Genomic DNA, 19,926 nt, shown 5'->3' on the forward strand with positions numbered 1-19,926 from the left:
TTTTGCTGCATTCCGAGGTCAAAACGTGCAACAACGCATCTGGATTGAATACGGCCCACTCTCCAAACTCCTCACCGCCAAATTCCCCGGGAACCCCAAGAGTCACGCCATCACCGACCTGCTGGTCAGCATGGAACGCTTCGGGTTCACCAGCCCAGTCATGCAAGACGAAACCACCGGATGCATCCTCGCTGGCCACGGGCGTCTTGAATCGCTCCAGCAACGCAAAGAAGCAGGCCAACCCCCACCGGATCGCATTTACGAGCAGGACGGCGAATGGATGGTACCCATCCTCAGGGGTGTGGGATTCCCCTCAGACGGCGGAGAGGCCCGAGCTTACGTGCTGGCCGACAACCGACTCACCGAACTGGGCAACTGGGATCAAGAAGCCCTCGACGCTTGGCTGAAGCAAATGGCCACCGAAGACATCCCCTTGGACGGCACCGGATTTACTGCAGCAGAAGTTGCCAAACTGCTCGAGGAGCCCTCAGCACCCAACCCCACCGCTCCAGACGCCTTCCCGGAATTCGATGAAGACATCCCCACCGATCACCAGTGCCCCAAGTGCGGGTACCAGTGGAGCGGCAAGAAGAAATGACCGCCGAAAAACCCCCTTACCAGATTCCCAGCATGGCCGAAATCACCCAACTGCCCTGGAATGGTTACAACGTGGTCAGCACCTTCAGTGGAGCCGGAGGGAACAGCACCGGTTACCGCATGGCAGGCTTCCGGGTGCTCTGGGCAAATGAGTTCGTTGAAGCCGCGAGGGACACTTATCAGGCCAACCACCCCACCACCATCCTGGATGCAAGGGACATCCGCACGGTCACCGCAGCCGACATCATGCAAGCCACCGGACTGAACGCTGGAGAGCTGGACCTGTTTGATGGCTCACCCCCCTGCGCAGCGTTCAGCACAGCCGGGAAGCGCGAAAAGGCATGGGGGCAAGTGAAGGAATACAGCGACACCTCTCAGGTGGTCGATGACCTGTTCTTCGAATACACCAGACTCCTGAAGGACCTGCAACCCAAGACCTTCATTGCAGAGAACGTCAGCGGACTGGTGAAAGGCACCGCAAAAGGGTACTTCAAGCTGATCCTTCAGGCCCTCAAAGCCTGCGGTTACCGCGTGAAAGCCCCACTGCTGAACGCCGCATGGCTCGGTGCCCCGACAGCCCGTGAGCGACTCATCTTCATCGGAGTCCGAGAAGACCTGGAGTTGGAGCCACCCATCCCCACTCCCCTGCCCTACCAATACACCCTCCGAGAAGCCTTTGGGGGCGCAGATGAAATCCCAGGGGAATTCAAGTCCTTCAGCCGGAACACACAAACGTACCGCCTCTGGAGCTGGCTGAAAAACCGCAACCAGCGGGAATTCGAGAAAGCCGCACAAGCCGTCCTCGGGCGATCCACCATGATGCAACACTACCGATGCACCTACGACCGCCCCGTGAACACCGTGGTTCAAGGCAGCCAGTCCCTCTACCACCCCCTGCACCCCAGAACGCTCACCATCCCAGAACTGAAACGCGTCTCCAGCTTCCCAGATGACTACGTCCTGACAGGTAGCTTCGCCCGCCAATGGGAACGCATCGGGCGAGCCGTACCCCCCCTCTTCATGCGAGCGATCGCAGACACCCTCAGAAAGGAGGTGCTCGACAAATGCAAAACCTGAACGTCCCAGAACGCTGGACCTTCGAGAACCACGACGTGGCCAGAGCCTTCGATGACCACGTCAGGGAACAACTCCCCTGGTACGATCTCGTGACCTCCGGCATCACTCACCTTGCCCGGCACTACGCCACGGAGCACAGCGTCATTTACGACATCGGGGCCAGCACCGGAAACATCAGCAGGGCCCTCACCCCCACCGTGCAGGAACGGAAAGCCACCCTCATCGCGATTGAACCCAGCCACGCCATGCGCGAACAATTCCACGCACAGGCCCAACTGATCGTCAAACCCGCCGAAGAAGTGACCTACCAACCCTTCAGCGTGGCCATCCTGAACTTGACCCTCCAGTTCATCCAGCCCCAGAATCGAGGCCCACTCCTCGAAGAACTGAAAGCGAAGCTGCAACCCGGAGGGGCCATCATCCTTGTCGACAAATTTGAGCCCCCAGCAGGCTACGCAGCAACTGCTCTGTACCGCCTGACTCTGGCCGGGAAGCTCGCCGCTGGCGCCACCCCTGAAGCCATCATCAAAAAGGAGCTCAGCCTCGGCGGTGTGCAGAGGCCCCTGAAGCACTCGGATTTTCAGGACTGGGTTCCATGGTTCCGCTTTGGGGACTTCGCCGGATACCTCTTCGAGAAGTGACACTGCTCATTCCTGATCCAGTCGTGCTTGAAGGTTGGCCCAAGCATTGTTGCTGGCAATGTCAAATTCCGAAGGGTACCTGTCGAGAATTTTCAATGGCGAACTAACGATGAGTTCTTGTGCCCGGGGGAGTTCCCCCAGTTTTTCGGGCCACACCCCAGCCCAATAAAAATAAGCCATTTCCTCATCTGGGTAAAAGGGTTTCGATTTATCACTTGGCAGGCAGGATACAAATGCCAAATGGCGTGGAGCTGTTGACTGCAAGAGCTGTACTTCATAGCATGCACACCCATAGAAATGGTTCCGAAAAAACCAGTCCATGTCTTCAAATGTGGGGCAGACAAAACAGCTCCGTAATCTGCTGGGCTTTTCGGGAAAATGCTTGCGTCGTGTTTCTTCCAGCAGGATCTCACGCTTGTAAAGCTTGTGGGTCACACCTGTACCCAAAATCACCCTTCCAAAATTCCCTGGGAGAATCACTGCTCCGGGCACCAACTGCACACCTGAGGCATGCAAAAAAATTTCACCTGTCATGCTCCAGTCTCCCACAGAAAGAGGTGACTTCCTACGTCCCCGAGAAAGAAGGACCCCGCAAAACCTCGGGGCAAAAAAGACACCACCCGAGCCCCCCCACGCAAAAAAGTCGGCGCGAAAAACGTAGACTGGCACCGCTGGAGGGCCCTGTACGTCTACGCTGAATCCCCCATCACCTTCCAAGACATCGCCAAGCTCGAAGGGGCGCCCAGTGCATCAGCCATCGGAAAGAAAGCCGCAGAAGACGGCTGGACTGCCGAAAGGGAAAACTTTAGAAAAGAGGTGGAAAAACGAATTGCAGCTCGGGCAGTTGATGAAGTCGCAGAAGCCCGACTGCTGCACGCACAAATCAGCAAAGCAGCCCTCCAAAAAGGCACACAGATCCTCAGGCACAACCCCGCAGAAAAAGGGAACTTCAGGGACGCAGCGAGACTCATCCAGGTGGGGCTCACCGGGCACCGCCAAGCCCTCGGCCTTGACCGCCCAGAGTTCACTGAAGGTGAGTATTTCGACCGCATGCGGGATGAATTCATGAAATTCCTGACGTCAGAGGGGGTGGGTTTCACTGCGGAAGAAGCGAAAGACGCTATCAGACGGTTTGTCCTCTTCCTTAAAGAGAGGGGGGTATAGCCTCTCCAGCATCGAGCTGGCCGCAGAGCGCGCCATCCGTCAAGTGGAACTTCGAGAGGCAGCCCAGAAACCACCCGAAGATGAAGCCCCTCAGGACCTCACCGTCGAGCAAGAAAAAGCCCGAGCGGTTCAACACCTGAAGTCAAACTTTCACGCCTTCGTCCGCGCAGCGTGGCACGTCATGGAACCCATGCGCCCCATGGTGGACAACTGGCACATCGAAGCGATCTGCTTGCACCTCCAAGTCATGGCGCAAAGCTTCGGGCAGCCAGAGGGCCTGAAAGACCTCCTGATCAACGTGCCTCCGGGCAGCTCCAAGTCCCTGCTGGTGAACGTCTTCTTTCCAGCATGGGTGTGGACGTGGCTCCCAGAATGGAGGGCCATCTTCGCTTCCGGAGACATCAGTCTTTCCCTGCGTGACTCTGTGAAGTGCCGCGACCTCATGAAGTCCACGTGGTACCAAGAGAACTTCCAGCCTGAGTGGAAGTTCAAAGGGGACCAGGACGTCAAAGGGAACTTTGCAAACGACCGGGGTGGGTTCAGGATGTCCACCAGCGTTGGCGGTTCCGGCACAGGCCACCGTGCAGACAGCATTTTCGTTGACGATCCCATCAAGGCCGTGGACAGGCACAGCGAAGTGGTCCGGCACAACGTGCGAGACTGGTGGGACACCACCATCTTCAACCGCCTCTCGGACATGCAGAGCGGCACCAAAGTGGTCATCATGCAACGGTTGCATGACGAGGACCTCTCTGGTCACATCTTGCAGAAGTACACCAGCTTCACGCACCTCATGATCCCAATGGAGTATGACCCGGACCGGCATTGCAACACGCCGTACTGGTCTGACCCCCGAACGGAATTCGGGCAGCTGATGGACCCCGTTCGTTTCCCCCGCAGCGTGGTCGATCAAATGAAAGTTGCCCTCGGCAGCGTGGACTACGCAGGTCAATGCCAGCAGACCCCAGCACCCACAGACGGCGCGATCTTCAAGCGAGCCAACTGGCGTTTCTGGTTGCCGATTGACTTCGCGCAACTGGCCACCCGCACCGACATGACCAGTTACCGCAGCGAGACTGGCGAGATGATCCAACTGCCCATCAAGATCCTCCCTTACACCCTAAAGGAGATCTGCGAGCAGTCCGGCATCTTCGACGAGATGCTTGAAAGCTGGGACATGACCTTCAAGGACAAGCAGACGTCTGCTTTCACAGTCGGTCAAGTCTGGGGACGGATTGGAATCGACAAGTTCCTGCTGGATGAAGTGCGCGGACGATGGAACATCAATGTGGTGCTCAAACAGTTCATTGAACTGTCCGACAAGTACCCTCATGCGGCTGCCAAACTGGTCGAAGACAAAGCCAACGGCCCTGCCGTGATGGACCTCCTCAGGGGCACCATCTCGGGCCTGCTCGACGTGCTGCCATATGGCGACAAGGTGTCGAGAGCGTGGGCCGTTCAGCCATCACAAGAAGCCGGAGAGTGGTACCTCCCCCACCCCGCCCTTTACCACTGGGTGCAGGACTGGATCAACGAATTCACCCGCTTCCCGAACGGCTTCAAGGACCGCATCGACACGGCATCCCAAGCGGTTCAGCAACTCAACTTGAATGCCCAGAAGACAGGCCACCAGAAGAAACGGACCGTCATTCACCACAACTAGAAAGGAGGTTCACCCCGTGGATTTCATGACCGCACTCACCGCTGCACTGAAGCCCGCAGCGGCCAGCTCTGGCCCTCGCACCCTGACCACCACCAAGGCCCTTGATTACCTCAAAGGAGAACAGTACGGGCAGAACGGCGCTTACTGGATGGGTCGGACCAGTGAGAAAACCGAAGTTAAACAGGAAATCGAGAAACTGTTCGTTGCAGACAACCAGATCGGTCCCTGCATGGCCCGGCATGTTGCTGCCATGCTCGGCAAAGACCCAGAGTGGGACCTGCTGGACCTCCAAGGCGAGGTTTACGAGGGTGAGGAAGTGGATGCCCTCTCCAGTTGGTGGGATGACTTTCAGGCGCACCGCAAACTGAAGCAACTGGCCACTTACGTCTGCGCTGTCGGCAAGGCAAGCCTGCGCATCTACATCCCCAGCAAGTTCGGAGAGCAATTGCAGGCCAGCAGGCCGAAGACCATCCCCGATGCCCTCCGGGTCATCCGGGTGCAGGTCGTGACCCCGATTGATGGGGGCCCGGTGCTTGATGAGTTCGATGACCCAATGGGTTACTACTACCTCTACACACCACCCGGCGAGAAAGACGCCAGGGTTGAAGTGCATGAACCCGAGAAGGTCACCACCTATCAGGTGAAGCAAGGCAAGCTCGGTGCAGTCATCACCCCTGAGGCCCCCAACCCTCTGCTGGAGCACAACGATTTTTTGATGCGGACCTTCAGCCGTGACGGTGACCCCCTCCTCACCCAGTCGGTGATCGACAAACAGAACCTGCTGAACGAAGAGTGGACCTACATGCGGAAAGACAGCCAGCTCGCCGGGTTCAGGACGGTCTACACCATCAACGCTGACGATCCAGTGGACCAGACCGGGAAAGCCATCCCATGGGATTTCAGGCCGAACACCGTCATGTCCATCAAAGGCATCTCCCAGACCTCCAGAGATGGAAGGGACAGTTACACCGACCCGCAAGTTGGTGTGCTCAACCCCGTGGACCCCAGCGTTTTCTTCCTGCCGAAAATCCAGCAGGCCCGAGCCGCTCTGGAATCCGACTTCAACCAGACCTGGGTGACTGCTTCCTACATGGCTGTCTCTGGGGACAGCAAGCAGGAGAGTCGCAAGGCCTTCGAGCAGTTCGTGATGATCGATGGTGGCATGGTCGGAATGGCCATCAAGTGGATGCTGGAAACCGTCCTGCGCTTCGCCTCCAACATCTCAGGTCGGAAGCTGCCAGAGGGTCTGAGGATAAAGCCCCGCCTGTACCTCGACATCTCCAGAGGGAACCTGCAGATCTTTCAGGCACTCGTAGAACCCTGCGTGAAGGGACTGGTCAGCATGGCCACCCTGATCGAAGCGAACCCCGCAGTGACTGATGCTGAGGCAGAGCGCACCCGCCTGCAGGAGGATGCCAACCGGAACACCCAACTGGCCATCAACCTGATCACCGCTGGAGCTCCAGTCTCCGTGGGCCTGCAGATCTTGGCAAATGCTGGAGTCACCGCAGTCACCCCAGAGATCATCCAACAGCAACGTGAACTGGAAACCGCCAACCTGCAAATTCAAGGCTGATCATGGCCCTCAACCAGAAGCTCCAGAAGATTCTTGATGACCTGGAAGGCCAAGATCAAAAGCAGTTGGACAAAGCCCGAGCAGCCGTCATCAAACTGTATGCCGACTTCGACCGCAAGAGCCTTGCCCGTCTCCTCAAAGCCGCTCTGGAAGCTCCCCCTGCACAGCGAACCCAGAAGCTCGACCAGGTGCTGACCGCTTTTGATCAGGCCACCCAGCACCTCAAGAGGCCCCCGCAAGCCGTTCAAGACATCATCCGCATGGCTGTCGGGGACCAAATTCTGTACACCGACCAGATCCTCAAAGCCCTCGACCCCAAGTTCCGGTTCAACTCCACGCCGGGCAGGGAACGGAAGTTTGCAGCGGATTCCCTTCAGCGCTTCGAGAAATACTGGACCAAAGAATCCAGCAAGTTTAGAAGAAGCATCAAAGGCGCACTGCAGAACGCCACCCGTCTGAAGTGGACTCCGGAACGGCTGGCCACCGAGATTGAACGGCGCACTGGGGCCAGCAGGGCCAGAGCGGTCCTGATTGCCCGGGACCAACTCCTGAAAGCCAAAGCTTACGCCAATGAGCAGCGGCAAAAGGATTTGGGCATCACCCGATACGTCTGGAGAACCCAGCGGGACGGAGATGTCAGGCCTGATCACAAAAAGCGAGAAGGCAAAGTCTACGAGTGGGGCAACACCGACAAGGACCCCGGTGGTGACATTCAGTGCAGATGCCACGCCATTCCTTACCTTGAAGGTTACCGCGATCCCGGTAACCCATCCCTTGAGAATCTGCAAGACTACAAGAAGCGTATTGAAGGGTATGGGTACAAAGTCGGCATCAAAGAGAAACCACTGATGCAGCTGTACGGTCGGGATGCCGTGGCTGGATACCAAGATGGCACGGTGTTGCTAAACCCAGCATCTCCCTTCTGGATGGATCCTCAAGCTGAAATGGGTCAAATGAGCCGGGTCGGATGGAGCAGTACCGATCACCCAGACCACCTGATCTTTCATGAAATTGGTCACCACCTGCACCGCCAGAATTCCCCCAATCGCTTCAAGAACAGCGCCAAGCAGAAACCGGGCTTGAAGCTTCAAGAAACCATTCGCCGGGAGGTCAGCAGGTATGCTGCTGTGAACATGCAGGAATTCGTTGCAGAGGTCTACGTAGGCCTTCGAACAGGCAAAAAGTACAGCAGGGAAATCATGGCTGCTTATCGAGCATTTGGAGGGGTTGAACCATGATCCACCGCCCCCCGTGCATTTGGTGCAAGCACAAGAATCCCAGAGGGGCTGACCGGGACTGCAAAGCCTTCAAGATCATTCCTGATGAAATCATCTTTGGAGAGCACAATCACTTCTATCCTTTTGCTGGGGATGGAGGGGTGCTGTTTGAGCCTTTGGAGAATGCTCCTGGGTGGGTGCTGGACGCTTGGCCACCCCCGGAAGCAGGAAAATAACCCGAACCGCTCACCGTACAGGTGGGCTTTTTCTTGGAGGTTTTTATGTCTGTGAAAACCACTGGAGTGAACCGGCCACCTCATCTTGAAATCAAAGTGGATGAAAGCGGCGGAGGAACCATTTTTCTGGGCGGCGTAGAACTGCCCTGGGTGAAGTCTTTGAAGCTGAGTATGGATGCTGAAACGCAAACCAATTCGGTTTTCATGCAAGTCATTGTTGGTCAGGTGACCGTCTCTGTTCCCCCTGACCTGCTCACTGTTGGCTTCCTGCCTGCAGACCAGTTGGAAGAACCCACGGAGGCATGATGGGCGACTTGCTCGAAGAGTTGATGAAATCCATTGGCACTCAACTCAGGGGCTGGCCCCTGTTTTGGTTCATCCTCATCATGCTGGGCCTCTTCGTGTTGTGTACTTGGCTGGACATCCTGTGAGGTGCAATCATGGCTGACATTCTGGATGCCAGCAAGATCCTGGAGGTTGGCATCCGGGCAATCAATGCAGCCCGAGAGCACTTCGGGCTGGCCAGTGAATGGCGAATTTTTGCGAACGTGGGTGAAGTCCCAGAGGGTTGCAGGGCTGCCGTGCAGATGCACTCAGATTACCTGAATGCCTACGTGACCTTTCACCCCTTCTATGAAGATCCAGAACAGGTGTGGGGGGATGCAGGGCATGAAGTCGCCCACCTCCTGCTGGCCGAACTGGAACCAGTGCGAGCCCACATCGAACAGGACGAAAAGCACGGAAGGTACAGCCCACTGGACAGGATGTTCAGGTTTGGGGTTGAGCGCACTGTGAGCCGTCTCGAAGCCCAGTGGAAACGCATGAACCCTTACCCCGGAGAGCCAGAGGAAACCCCTCCGGAGTCGTGAAGGTGTGGCACTGACAGGGTCAGGTAAGTCCAGCACATTGGTCCATCAACCTGAAGCCAGATCAGGGCAAGGTGCCCGGGTCGTTTGAGGCATCCAGCAGGGCTGGTGTAAGTCCCAGTTGCAATTCAACATCAAGCCCAGACCGGAGCAAGGTGCTCGGGTCGTTTTCGTTTTGCTCAGGGAGCGAACATGCACAAGAAACTTGAACAGCTCGCCATCGACAACCTCATCCAGTTCAACACCCAACACGGGCCCTTAAACCGCCTGCCCCGCATCCTCTGGAATGGAGGCCAGCCCGCAGAGGGAGGCAACAACGGTGGAGGGAACAACACTGGTGGCAGCAACTCCGGAGGCCAAGGTGGTGCCGGAGGCAACAACAACGGTGGTGCAGGGGACCGGGATCAGGGATTCCGTGCCGCTCTGGACCGCATGAACGGTGACGCCACACGTCTTGCTGATCGCCTGTACTCCGAGAACTACCAGCAGCGTGAAGAAATCCGGACGCTCAGAGGTCAGGTTCCCCCACAAGGTGGGACTGCACTGACACCTGAGCAGGCAGCCCTCTGGCAGGCATACCAATCCCTCGGGGCCCCCGATGAGATCCGCGCAGGCCTGACCGAACGTGACACCCTCCGGTCTGAAAACACCACGTTCCAGCGGACACGAACGATTGGACAAGTGGCTGAAATTCAGGGCTGGAAACCTGCAGAGTTTGAAACCTTCCTCGAAGGCAAAAATCTCGATTTTGTCATTAGGGAAGATGACAAAGACAAGTCGAAAAAAGTCGTTTTTGTGAAGCACAAAGACAACGACAAGGATGTTGAGACTCCACTCGGGGAATACTCCAAGCGCTGGGGTGCTCTGGTGGAGGCCTTCGGTGGGGCCCAGAAAACCATCGTCACTGGTGGAGCTGGATCCAGTGGATCTGGCAAAGGTGGCGGTACTGGCTCTGCATCAGATTTCCTCAGCAAGAAGTACGGCAAGAAAGACAAGTAAAGGAGAAACACCATGGCTGGAGTCAGCAACAAAACCATCACCAAAACAAAACCCGTATGGGCTGGAGATTTCCTCTCCAGAGAGCATGTGCTTCCCGGAGGTGTTCGCCTTGACGCCACTTCCTTTGTGGCTGGACCAGACGGAAAGAAGCGCGCAGTTGCCGGAACCCCAGTCGGCAAGAAAAACAATGAAACCACGTGGGGACCTGCAGCTGATGATGACGATCAGGTGCGTCTGCTCGCCTTTGACAGCCCCGACATCGACGCGAATGCCGATGGTGACCTGTACCGCCCTGGTGGTCTGGTTTACACCGACAAGCTTCCTGTCACCCCGTCAGCTGCGGTCCTGACCAAGCTGAAAGCCACCTACGATTGCACCACTGGTGGAGGTTATTAAATGAACGGAATTGCTGCTCTCGTCGCAACCATGATCGCCAGAGGCTTTCTGGGCGAAATCGCCAACAATGCAAGGGCTCAGTTCGGTGTACAGGGACGCCAGTACCTCGGTGCCACTCTGCTGCCCGAGCGCCTGGTTCCAGAGAACATGTACACCGAAACCGACATCAGTTACCGGACCATGCTTGCCAATGCCGGCACCCGGTACAGCCCTGCTGTGAAAAAGGGCAGTGCGATGGTCGGGGACATGAAGGTCGAACTGGGCAACATCGATGTGGCTTCAGAGTTCACCGCTGAAGTTTATGATGCCCTGCAGAAAATCCTTGGCCGAAATGAAGAAATGGAAGCTTTGGCTTCTGTGACCGGATGGCTCGACAACCAAATCAACCTTGCCTTGCGTGAACTGATGGAGAAACACCGCTGGGAGGCTCTCGCGGATGCCCAGGTGCTTCGCAAGGGAGCCAACGGCTACGAAGAACTGGTGACCTACTCCAACCCTGCAGGCCACCGAGTGACCATCGACTCTGGCAGCATGGCGAGCCCTGAGGGGTGGTACGATCCAGACCACAACCCCCTTGAGGACATTGATGCCCAGGTGTCCTTGCTTTCAAGCAAGGGCTTCACGGCTGACCGCATCATCACCAGCAGGTCCAGAGCCATGCTTGCTGCACGGCACCCCAAAACCCGCGCAGCCATGGGACGCTTCACCATCGACAACACCGGTAACCTCCAGAGCCAAGGGGCTTTCGCCAGCATCACCAGCCTGAGTGCCTTTTTGGTGGCTGAGGGGCTTCCCCCCATCCAGACCTATGACCTGATGGCTCGAACCGAAAACGGAACCATCCGCTTCTTGGATGAAACCAAAGTGATCATTGCCTCTGCCACTGGCCGCGATCAGACCATCGATCTGGGAGATGAGGCGATGCTGCTGCAAAACACCCTCGGCTATACCGCCGTGGGGCGTGCTGCCGGCCAAGCCACTCCGGGCATCGTGATTCGCATGGAGCATTTCGAGAACAAGCCCCCCAGAATCGAAGGCGAAGGCTGGGCCACCACCCTCCCTGTGGTGCAAGAGCCTGAAGCCATCGCTGTGCTCACCGTCCCCAACCGCACCGCCTAAACCCACTCCCCTGAATCCCATCGGAGGAACACAACATGTCTGAAGTCAAAACAGACCGTCACGGCAGCACTGGCACCCTTCACAAGGGGAAGTTCGTCACTTGGGATGAACTTGACCAGATCAAAGCTGCTGAAAAGGAGGCGGGTCAAACCGCCTCTCAGCCTTCCAGCCCTGACCAGAGTCAGTTTGATGCCCTGCAGAAAGAACTGACCCAGTTGAAGACCAGCTCCAGCAAGACCATCACCGAACTGGGAGCAGAACGCGACCAGTTGAAATCAAAGGTGTCCATCCTCACCACCGAAAACAAGGCCCTCAAAAAGCAGGTGAAGGAACTGGAAAAAACCCAGAAGGCTGCAGGGCCCAGCGCCCCTGTACCATCTGACAAAGACCAGAAGGGTGAGCCAGCAAACCCCTCCACTGAAAGCCCCTCCAGCACGGAAGGCTGATCATGGATTTGCTGGAACGCCTGAAGTTGAAATTCAAACCGCAGGCGTTCGGTGATGTGGTCACCGCAGACGGCATGGACAGCGATGCACCTCCCACGTCAGATCCTTTCACTGCCCGCCTGACTGCCTACATTGCCGATGCCACAGCCGTGGTGGCCACCTTCACCCGTCTGACGGACCCCCTGCTGATCACCAACGCTATCTACCAGTACACCCTGTTTCTGGCCTATGACGACATGATCATCCAACTGATTCAGGCCTTCGATCAGGAGCAGGCCGGACAGACCCAGACGGCTCGCACCAACTTGAACAACCGACTGGAGGAACTCACCAGCCGCAAGAACGAGGCGAAAGCCAACTTTGACCGACTGGTGACCCCTCCGGTGGAAGAGCCCCGCAAACCCCAGAGGTCAGGGAATGTGGACGTCACGTCGGGGTGGTGAGCATGGCGCGCTTCAGGAACGTTGAGCAGTTGGAGCGTGACACCCTACGCAGATTCAGCAGCTTCAAAGAGAAATCCATCCGGGGTGGAGGCATCCTGACCTTCAATACGGCAAAACGCGTCCTCAGTGACGGGGCCGACCGGGGTCGAGGTAAGCTTTACCCCAGACGGAACCGCTCTGGTGGCGTGAAGCGCAGCAGGAAGAAAGGCTCCATGGGCAGAGTGGAGAAGTACCGCGCTTCTGCCCCGTGGCAGCCTATCCCAGCCCGGAACTCTGGAGGGTTGATCAGCGGGATGCGTCTCACCATCACCAAAACCGAAGCCAAAATCTGGAGTGCCGTTCCTTACTACAAGTTCCTGATCAAAGGCACCCCCAGAATGAAAGCCCGGAACTTCATGAAAGTCGCAGCTCGCAAAGTCCGACCTGAGATCGACGCGTTGTTCCGGTTGTTGATGGAAAAAGAAAGCAGGTAGGCATGCACCTGGTGGCCACCCTTAACTTTTTGAGAGCAGCTTGGAAGGAAGTAGGCATCCCAGAGAAGAACATCCACCTGAAGAACTTTGAGGCCCTGCACGTCGTGGCAGGGTCCAAAGTGCCTCCTCCGATGGTGCTGGTCTTTCCTGCGGACGGTCAAGGCAAAGTGGACCGTAAGGGGAAACCCGCCATCCGCACTGCTGCCCCAGTCCCTGAACTGCAAGATTTTGAAGATGCCATCAAGGGCATCCAGAAGTCTGTGTTCACCGGGGAAATGATGTATGACAGCATCTTGGTGGCGAAAGATTACACCCAGTTGGAAATGATCCTCAACCGCTTCTTCAAGTATCTGGCGTTCGCTGAGCCTGCTGACATGAGCGTCAACCCTCCAGTGAAATTGAAGATTCCCAGTGATGGGCAGATCGACATCGACTGGTTTTCTCACAGCCTGTCCGGGTTTGAGGTGGTCACCTTGCACATGACCTGTGATGCGTCGGTGTACTACCAGACGCCCATCGTCCCCATGACCCTCATCGTGGATTACCAGATCGCAGGGGGAAACCCCGAGGAGTAAAACATGGCATCCAAGAATGCACAAGCCCCTCAGGAGACACCCACTCCTGAAGGCATCACCCCTGCCAACACCAATCCGGGTGAAGGCACAGAAACCAAAGATCTCGTCCTGAGCATCGAGCAGCATGCCTTGCAGCTGCAAGTGGAGGAATGGCAACTGAAGGGGGTCAAGGCCCGCAACGGTTGGCCCATCGGCCAGAGGATGCGGCGAAGCACCTTCGAAGCTGCGCTGGATGCATGGCTGCACGGCACTCCCCTGAAGAACGCAGAGCCTGAAAAGGCAGAGCCCTCTCAATCTGAAACCAAGGAGGCATGATGTTGCCAGGCGTTCAAACCATCATTCGCGACGGCCAGCTCGGCAGTGCACCGCCCTCAAGTGACGGCATCCGCGTGGTGATCGGTCCAGCTTCTGCTGGGACCATCAATGAGTTCGTGCCGATCACCGACCACTTGCAGGTCCGCAGCCAGTTTGGTTATGGGCTGCTCCCTGACGCTCTGGCCAAAGATTTGTCTGAAGGAGGCGGTTTGGCTTATGCCATGCGGTCCGCAGCCAGCATTGCAGGCACAGTGACCCCAGCAGAGAGTAACCCTTCTGACCCAGAGATCACTCTGGATGGAACACCCAATCAGCTTCTTGCTTTCGTCGTAGAGATCCTCAAAGCTGGTGCCAGAGGTACCGCCACCTTCCGGTATTCTTTGGACGGTGGGGACACTTGGAGTCCAGAAATCGCCACGGCTGCCAGTTATGCCATTGCTGGTACCAGTCACACCTTGACGTTCGCAAACACCACCAACTACGGGCTTGGCGACACCTACAGTTGGGCTGTGACTGCACCCCAGAGCAGCATTGCAGATCTGCAAGCTGCTGTTCAGGTGGCCATTGATCGTGATGAAGGATTTGAGTGGATCCACATCCCTCAGCCTTCAGACAACAGCTTCTGGACTGCCATGGACAGCATGATGCTGCAAGCCGAGAACAGCAACCGCTACTGCTTCATGATCTTGGAGGCCCCATTGCCCAACGATGGCGAGACGGTTGCGGCATTCAACACCCGTCTGTCTGGACTGATGGCCAGTTTCAGTTCAGTCAGCAAACGCATCATGGTTGTGGCCCCCGCTGCGGAAGTCGTGGATTCCCTGTCTGGCCTGCAGCAGTTGCGGAACATCGCAACCCAGATGTCTGCGCGCCTCGCGAAATACGAACCTCACATCAACCCCGGCTGGGTCCGCAAAGGCCCCGTGTCGAGTGTGACGGTGATCGCTCCTTTCACGCAGGGTACCCAAGGCAAGCTGAGCCTCTGGAACAACGCTGTGGCCAGCAACCTCGACAATGCCGGTTACGCCACCGTTTACACCTTGAAGCGCCGCAAAGGGTGGTATTGGAATGGTGGCCGGATGGCGGTGCCCAGCACATCTGACTTTTACACGGTCACCAACCGCAGGTTGATGGATAGAGCTTGCGAAGAAGTGCGCGACTCCCTGCTGGATTCCATTCTGGAAGGCATCGACCCCACCAACCTCACTCTGGCCTTGAAGCACATGGTTGCAGTGGCTGAAGCGCCCCTCCGGAGGCGTCAGGCCCGAGGTCAAATTGTGGGCTTCGAGGTGTCCATCCCCGCAGGTCAGAACCTGCTGAGCAGCCGGAACATCACTGTGCGGGTGGGCATCATCCCTTTGGGGTACCCCAACACCATCTATCTGGACATCGGGATGCTCAATCCCTTGCTGGAAGGAGCAGCATAATGCCACTGAACGGCGTTTACTACAACAATGAAGCCATCAGCATCCGGCTGCCCAGCGGTGAGACTGTGGACTGCACCAGCATCAACTACACCGCCAAGCGTGGCGTGAACCGCCTGAAGGGCAACAAGGGCCGCACCAATGGCTTTTCTCGCAAGGCCGGTGAGTACGATGGGGACCTGGAAGTTCGCCGTGAAGAATTCCAGCTCATGCAGGAAAGCCTGCCAGATGGAATTCTGGGAAACACGGTTTTCCCGATCACGGTTTACGGTGAGAAGTCCGACACCGAGAGCTTCACGGACACCTTGCCTGACGTGTTGCTGGAAGAGGTCGGCACCGGAACCCAAACCGATGATGAGGACATCAAAGTGAAACTGAAAATGGTGATCCTCTCACCCATCAAATTCGACGGCAAGAGTCCATTCAAAGGGGCTTAAACCACCCACAAGCCAGAGGAGAACAGGTGCTGTTCTCCTCTTTTCGTTGAACTGCACTGGAGAACCCCATGTCTGAAAATGAACACCTGTACACCATCGTGGTCACCCTTGATCCTGACGCTGAACCTGAAACGGGTGCCACCGAATACCGTTTCCGCAAACCCCAGAAGGACAACCTGAACACCTTCTTCAAGAAATCCCAGGACGGCAAAATCGTGGAAGCCAACCAGAACCTTGCTTTGCAGTGCGTGCTCCCTGAGGACAAGAAGGCTCTGGCTCAGGAGTTCGAAGAGAACTTCGGTCTGGGCAGCCGGATCACCAAGAAGCTGCTGGAGTCCAGGGGTTTTACGGCGGGGTAACCGATCTGCCTTATCCGAAGCTTTCGGAAATAGAGCGGATGGAAGCCCTGATTGTCCACTACCTGAAGGCAGAGCCATGCGATGACTGGGACGCCTTTTTGATGCAGGCATCGAAAGCCCGGTGGTTGCACAAGCATGTTTTCAACACCACCAAAGCGGCTGTCAATCACGGTCTTGCCGGAAAGGAGGGAGGGTAATCTTGGATCCTGCCTTGGAATGGATTTTAAGGGTCATTGATCAGGCGTCAGGACCCACGCGCCATATCATGGGCAACATGGCCGGGTTGGAAAGGCAAGCCCAGCTCACCCAAGCCTCGCTCGAAATGATGAACTTGGGTGCAGGCATGGTGGGAGGTGGTTTCGCCATGGCCATCCCACTGGTCTTTGCATTCATGCAAGCCTCTGATCTTTCAGAGTCAATGTCCAAAAACCAGCAGGTTTTCAAGGGTTATGCCACAGAGATTGAAGAATGGGCAGAAAACTCAGCTGATGCCATGGGTTTGTCTCGGAATGAGGCCATTGCAGCAGCATCCGATTTCGGTAACCTGTTCACAGCCCTTGGGCTGAATCAGGGTGTGGCCGCCGAATACAGCATGAATCTTGGGCAACTGGCTGCCGATTTGGCATCGTTCAACAACACCAACGTCCCCGATGCCCTTGAAGCCATTCGAGCCGGAATGACTGGAGAAATGGAACCACTGAAACGTTACGGCGTGGCCCTGACAGATGACCTGCTGAAACAAGAGGCATTCACTCAGGGTTTGATCGCCACAACAAAGGTAGACCTGACACCAGCCATCAAGATGCAAGCCGCATACTCTCTGATGTTCAAACAGACTGCTGTTGCACAAGGAGATTATGCAAGGACAGCCAGTGGGGCAGCCAACACCACACGCACACTCAGGGCCCACGCTCTGGATCTGGTGACCACCTTGGGTGAAGTCCTGTTGCCTGTCGGCTTGGCCATTCTCACTTGGTTGAACCGCACCGTCCAGAGAATGCAAGTTTGGGTGGATCAAAACCCGGTTCTCTCCAAAGTGATTATGCTGACAGCTGTGGCCGTAACTGCTCTGACCACTGGTTTGGGAAGTTTGATTCTGTTCATGGGTTTGACTGTCTTTGCGGCCACACAACTCTCTGGCGCGCTGACCATGGCTCGCGTTTCTGCAACCGCGTTACAGAATGCGTTGATCTTCAGGGTCACTGGAGGTGTGCCCACTGCACAACAAGCCACCCTAATGGCCTCATCGTTCGGTAGATTGCGGCTGATGGCCCAAGGGGCTCTGCTGCCCGTTCAAACGTTGTTCGCCACCCTTAGGGCAGCGGTGGTCAGCAATCCGGTGATTTTGGTGATCACTCTGGTTGTGCTCGCCATTGCTGGCCTTGCCCTCGCCTTCCGTCATGCATGGCAAGCCAGTGAGCAATTCAGGGACAGTGTACGTGCTGCCCTTGAACCCCTGAAAGCATCTTTTGAAGCTCTTCAGGGCCACATCACAGCACTGAAAATGCAGTTCCACTCCATGATGCTGGCCTTCCAAACCAACCCAGCGTTCATCAAGTTTCGGCAAGGATTCGAGACTGCCATCATTGTGGTGGCTTACAGCCTCGGGTATCTGACCGGGTTGCTGATCCGGTGGGGTGTGCAGTTCGTTCAGTGGGTGATGGAGAACTTCGGCTTCTGGATTGATTTCGTGACTGGGGCGTTCATGTTCGTGACCGGCTGGCTGGAAGGGAACCACACGAAAATGCAGGCCGGAATGCAGAAGATGCTGACTGCCATTGAAGGTCTCTGGGAGAACAGCTTGCTGTACAAGATTCTCGGTACCATCATCGGCTGGGGTTCCGCTGCACTGCAATGGATGACTTCTGGAGTGCAAGGCATTCTGGACAGTCTTGCTGGAACTGCTTCTGACTGGCTGGAGATCGGTCAGACGTGGATTTCAAACCTGTGGGATGGAATCTCTGGCCGATGGAGCAGCCTAAAAAAAGATGTTGCGGATCTGGGTTGGGGCATCGCTGAAACCCTCAGTTTTGGGTTGATTCAAAATCCGAACCCACGAGAAGCTGCAAATGAAACTGGGGTGCTCATCAGTACTGGTTTAGGAGATGGAATTCTCAGTGATCCTCACCCTGAATTGGCCATCAGGCAGCAAGGGGAACTGGTGAAGGAGGCTTCACGGGAAACTTTCGAAGTTCGCTCACCCAGCCGTGTGTTTCAAGGCATCGGCCAGTTCCTCAGTCAGGGTTTGGCTCTGGGGATCTCTGATCAGGCAGCCAGAGCGGTGGCCAGTGCACGGCAATTGTCGAGCAGTGTGGTCGCTGCTGGAGCAATTTCATTGCCAGCCATTGCTGCTCCAGCAATGCCAGATTTGCCAACTGTTCCAACCCCTGCCTCCGTCATGCAAAACGTGGCTTTCACCAGCACCCCTCAGGTGGATGCACCTCCACTCAACGTGATGGGCTTTGACGTGCAGAGCTTGAACCTGCCAGAGTTTCAATTTGCTCAACCCAGCATCGGCTTTGAGTCTCCGGAAATGAACCCGAGTTTCATGACCCCCATGACCGGGCAATTGATTCCAGAGATGAAAGAGGTGCCGAACGCACAGAAAGGAAGTGAGAGCAAGAAGGGTCGGTCTTCTGGAAGGCCAACCATTCACATTGAGAACCTGCACCTGCCCGGTGTTACCGATGCGAATGGTTTTGTGGCCGCGTTGGGAAACTTTGATTCACTGCTGGAGGGCTTTGACGATGACGAAGACTAGCCGCATGATTCGAGCTCCGGGCGTGGATGAAACCGTTAAATGCGGAGATTTGACACTCCCCGGTATCCTACAGGGCATCAAGGTCAATGGTTCTCTGGAAACCCAAGAGGACAACCTTGAAGACACCAGCAAGAAACAGGTGGTGGTGAAGGGTTACACCACCCAGACCGTGCAGCTTTTCCTCACGTTGACCGGGACCCCTGAAGAAATCAATCGGGACATTGGTGTGATTCAGAAGGTCTTCCAGGTGGACAGGGTGAAAGCTGCAAAGCCGACCACCAGCAACAAAACTCCAACCGTGGTGGGCTCTGGTTTCGCTGCTGCAAAACTGGTGCCGTTTCGCATCGTCAATCCCCACTTGGATGCACGTCGAATCAAAGTGGTCCTGTTCGATGGTTTCACCACCGATGAGGATGACACCGACGATTCAGTGCGCTGCACCCTGTCGTTTCATGAATTTGATGCAGATGTGGCCAAGTTGGAAGCCAAGATCAAAGCACAACAAAAAAATGCTGGAGGCAACGGCGCTGGTCCAAATGGGAATCCAAATGACCCGAACGGAAACGGAGGTGATAAAAACAAGCCCAAAGCTCAAGGCTCAGGCCAGATCTCCAATCCCCTGCAAGCATACGTGGATGGTGCCAGTGCAGGACTTTCTGGTGGAACGTATAACCCGATGGGTGAAGTGACGAAATTGAGGGGCAACTGACCTCACCCGTCGTAGTATTGAGGCATGGGTTTACTCTTGATCGTCATTGGAATCATTGGTGGTATGGCATGTTTGGTTGGGGGGTTCTTCTTCTGGCCATTGCTGCTAGGTGCAGCAGGTGGGTTCATGCTGGTGGTGTGGGGCATGCAGATGCTCAGCAAGACCAATGCTCAAAAGTCTGTTGGGGTCAACGTAAGGCAGGGTGGTAAAGTCGTGGTTTCCGAATTGAATGGCCGATTTGTGGTTTCCACGTTTGGCATGAACAACACAGGGGAAGAAATGGGGCGTTACCTTTCCCACAAGGAAGCCAAGAATGAAGCTTCACGGTTGGCTTTGCTGCACAATTTGGATTTTGTTGATGAGACCAAATCCAACATGCAGGCACAATAAAGCGTAAAACTAACGCGATCTGTGTAAAAACCTTCTGAGAAGA

25 protein-coding genes are annotated in these 19,926 nt (G+C 56.1%); 24 read left to right on the top strand and 1 reads right to left on the bottom strand.

Features of this window, described 5'->3' with window-relative positions:
- Positions 1-25: 25 nt before the first annotated feature.
- The 3 genes from Q371_RS01500 to Q371_RS26745 are packed head-to-tail and all read left to right on the top strand — an operon-like array spanning position 26 to position 2,315.
- Entirely contained in the window at positions 26-598 is a 573-nt protein-coding gene (locus tag Q371_RS01500) for a ParB N-terminal domain-containing protein (RefSeq protein WP_051963066.1), read from the top strand.
- On the top strand, positions 595-1,674 hold the full coding sequence (locus Q371_RS26365) for a DNA cytosine methyltransferase (protein ID WP_084571157.1): 1,080 nt from the start codon (positions 595-597) through the stop codon (positions 1,672-1,674). The genes Q371_RS01500 and Q371_RS26365 overlap by 4 nt, the downstream gene beginning before the upstream one ends.
- Complete coding sequence (locus Q371_RS26745) at positions 1,662-2,315, top strand: methyltransferase domain-containing protein (RefSeq protein WP_034335082.1); 654 nt, start codon at positions 1,662-1,664, stop codon at positions 2,313-2,315. Before Q371_RS26365 ends, Q371_RS26745 begins: the two co-directional genes overlap by 13 nt.
- Before the next feature lie 6 nt (positions 2,316-2,321).
- Here the strand turns inward: Q371_RS26745 and Q371_RS25065 are convergent, their stop codons facing one another.
- Positions 2,322-2,849, bottom strand: coding sequence for a DUF2441 domain-containing protein (locus Q371_RS25065; protein WP_051963067.1), 528 nt, complete (start codon positions 2,847-2,849; stop codon positions 2,322-2,324).
- A gap of 282 nt (positions 2,850-3,131) precedes the next feature.
- Between Q371_RS25065 and Q371_RS01520 the strand changes: the two genes are divergently transcribed.
- The 21 genes from Q371_RS01520 to Q371_RS01620 all read left to right on the top strand — a co-directional run bounded on the left by Q371_RS01520 (position 3,132) and on the right by Q371_RS01620 (position 19,883).
- On the top strand, positions 3,132-3,479 hold the full coding sequence (locus tag Q371_RS01520; protein ID WP_034335084.1) for a hypothetical protein: 348 nt from the start codon (positions 3,132-3,134) through the stop codon (positions 3,477-3,479).
- 43 nt (positions 3,480-3,522) lie between these two features.
- Positions 3,523-5,142, top strand: coding sequence for a phage terminase large subunit (terL, locus tag Q371_RS01525; RefSeq protein ID WP_034335087.1), 1,620 nt, complete (start codon positions 3,523-3,525; stop codon positions 5,140-5,142).
- A gap of 16 nt (positions 5,143-5,158) precedes the next feature.
- Positions 5,159-6,718, top strand: coding sequence for a hypothetical protein (locus Q371_RS01530; protein WP_034335089.1), 1,560 nt, complete (start codon positions 5,159-5,161; stop codon positions 6,716-6,718).
- A 2-nt stretch (positions 6,719-6,720) separates the two neighbouring features.
- Complete coding sequence (locus Q371_RS25070) at positions 6,721-7,956, top strand: minor capsid protein (protein WP_051963068.1); 1,236 nt, start codon at positions 6,721-6,723, stop codon at positions 7,954-7,956.
- Positions 7,957-8,216: 260 nt separating this feature from the next.
- Entirely contained in the window at positions 8,217-8,477 is a 261-nt protein-coding gene (locus tag Q371_RS01545) for a hypothetical protein (protein WP_034335093.1), read from the top strand.
- Positions 8,474-8,602 carry a hypothetical protein gene (locus tag Q371_RS28025; protein ID WP_281174265.1) on the top strand — a complete coding sequence of 43 codons (129 nt, stop codon included), beginning with the start codon at positions 8,474-8,476 and terminating at the stop codon, positions 8,600-8,602. The genes Q371_RS01545 and Q371_RS28025 overlap by 4 nt, the downstream gene beginning before the upstream one ends.
- Before the next feature lie 9 nt (positions 8,603-8,611).
- The gene (locus Q371_RS01550; RefSeq protein ID WP_034335095.1) at positions 8,612-9,040 is read left to right on the top strand and encodes a hypothetical protein; all 429 of its coding nucleotides are present in this window, start codon (positions 8,612-8,614) and stop codon (positions 9,038-9,040) included.
- Between the two features lie 189 nt (positions 9,041-9,229).
- Positions 9,230-10,036 (top strand): hypothetical protein, encoded by an 807-nt coding sequence (locus Q371_RS27660; RefSeq protein ID WP_034335097.1) that lies wholly within the window; start codon positions 9,230-9,232, stop codon positions 10,034-10,036.
- Positions 10,037-10,048: 12 nt separating this feature from the next.
- Positions 10,049-10,432: a hypothetical protein gene (locus Q371_RS01560; protein WP_034335098.1), complete on the top strand. Its 384-nt coding sequence runs from the start codon at positions 10,049-10,051 to the stop codon at positions 10,430-10,432.
- Positions 10,433-11,551, top strand: a complete 1,119-nt coding sequence (locus Q371_RS01565) for a major capsid protein (RefSeq protein WP_034335101.1) — start codon at positions 10,433-10,435, stop codon at positions 11,549-11,551.
- Between the two features lie 35 nt (positions 11,552-11,586).
- A complete protein-coding gene (locus Q371_RS01570; RefSeq protein ID WP_034335103.1) occupies positions 11,587-11,997 on the top strand; it encodes a hypothetical protein in 411 nt (136 codons plus the stop codon).
- A 2-nt stretch (positions 11,998-11,999) separates the two neighbouring features.
- Positions 12,000-12,440: a hypothetical protein gene (locus Q371_RS01575; RefSeq protein WP_034335106.1), complete on the top strand. Its 441-nt coding sequence runs from the start codon at positions 12,000-12,002 to the stop codon at positions 12,438-12,440.
- 2 nt (positions 12,441-12,442) lie between these two features.
- Positions 12,443-12,913 (top strand): hypothetical protein, encoded by a 471-nt coding sequence (locus tag Q371_RS01580; protein ID WP_034335108.1) that lies wholly within the window; start codon positions 12,443-12,445, stop codon positions 12,911-12,913.
- Between the two features lie 2 nt (positions 12,914-12,915).
- Positions 12,916-13,488, top strand: coding sequence for a hypothetical protein (locus Q371_RS01585; RefSeq protein WP_034335111.1), 573 nt, complete (start codon positions 12,916-12,918; stop codon positions 13,486-13,488).
- Positions 13,489-13,491: 3 nt separating this feature from the next.
- Entirely contained in the window at positions 13,492-13,803 is a 312-nt protein-coding gene (locus Q371_RS01590; protein ID WP_034335113.1) for a hypothetical protein, read from the top strand.
- Positions 13,800-15,230: a DUF2586 family protein gene (locus Q371_RS01595; protein WP_157442441.1), complete on the top strand. Its 1,431-nt coding sequence runs from the start codon at positions 13,800-13,802 to the stop codon at positions 15,228-15,230. Before Q371_RS01590 ends, Q371_RS01595 begins: the two co-directional genes overlap by 4 nt.
- The gene (locus Q371_RS01600) at positions 15,230-15,664 is read left to right on the top strand and encodes a hypothetical protein (RefSeq protein ID WP_034335118.1); all 435 of its coding nucleotides are present in this window, start codon (positions 15,230-15,232) and stop codon (positions 15,662-15,664) included. The genes Q371_RS01595 and Q371_RS01600 overlap by 1 nt, the downstream gene beginning before the upstream one ends.
- A 68-nt stretch (positions 15,665-15,732) precedes the next feature.
- Entirely contained in the window at positions 15,733-16,023 is a 291-nt protein-coding gene (locus Q371_RS01605; RefSeq protein WP_034335120.1) for a DUF6848 family protein, read from the top strand.
- Positions 16,024-16,222: 199 nt separating this feature from the next.
- The gene (locus Q371_RS01610; protein WP_157442442.1) at positions 16,223-18,784 is read left to right on the top strand and encodes a phage tail tape measure protein; all 2,562 of its coding nucleotides are present in this window, start codon (positions 16,223-16,225) and stop codon (positions 18,782-18,784) included.
- Positions 18,785-18,788: 4 nt separating this feature from the next.
- On the top strand, positions 18,789-19,493 hold the full coding sequence (locus Q371_RS01615) for a hypothetical protein (RefSeq protein ID WP_034335125.1): 705 nt from the start codon (positions 18,789-18,791) through the stop codon (positions 19,491-19,493).
- Positions 19,494-19,517: 24 nt separating this feature from the next.
- Complete coding sequence (locus Q371_RS01620; protein WP_157442443.1) at positions 19,518-19,883, top strand: hypothetical protein; 366 nt, start codon at positions 19,518-19,520, stop codon at positions 19,881-19,883.
- Positions 19,884-19,926 lie beyond the last annotated feature (43 nt).

The organism is Deinococcus misasensis DSM 22328, assembly GCF_000745915.1.
GTDB classification, from domain to species: Bacteria; Deinococcota; Deinococci; order Deinococcales; family Deinococcaceae; genus Deinococcus_C; species Deinococcus_C misasensis.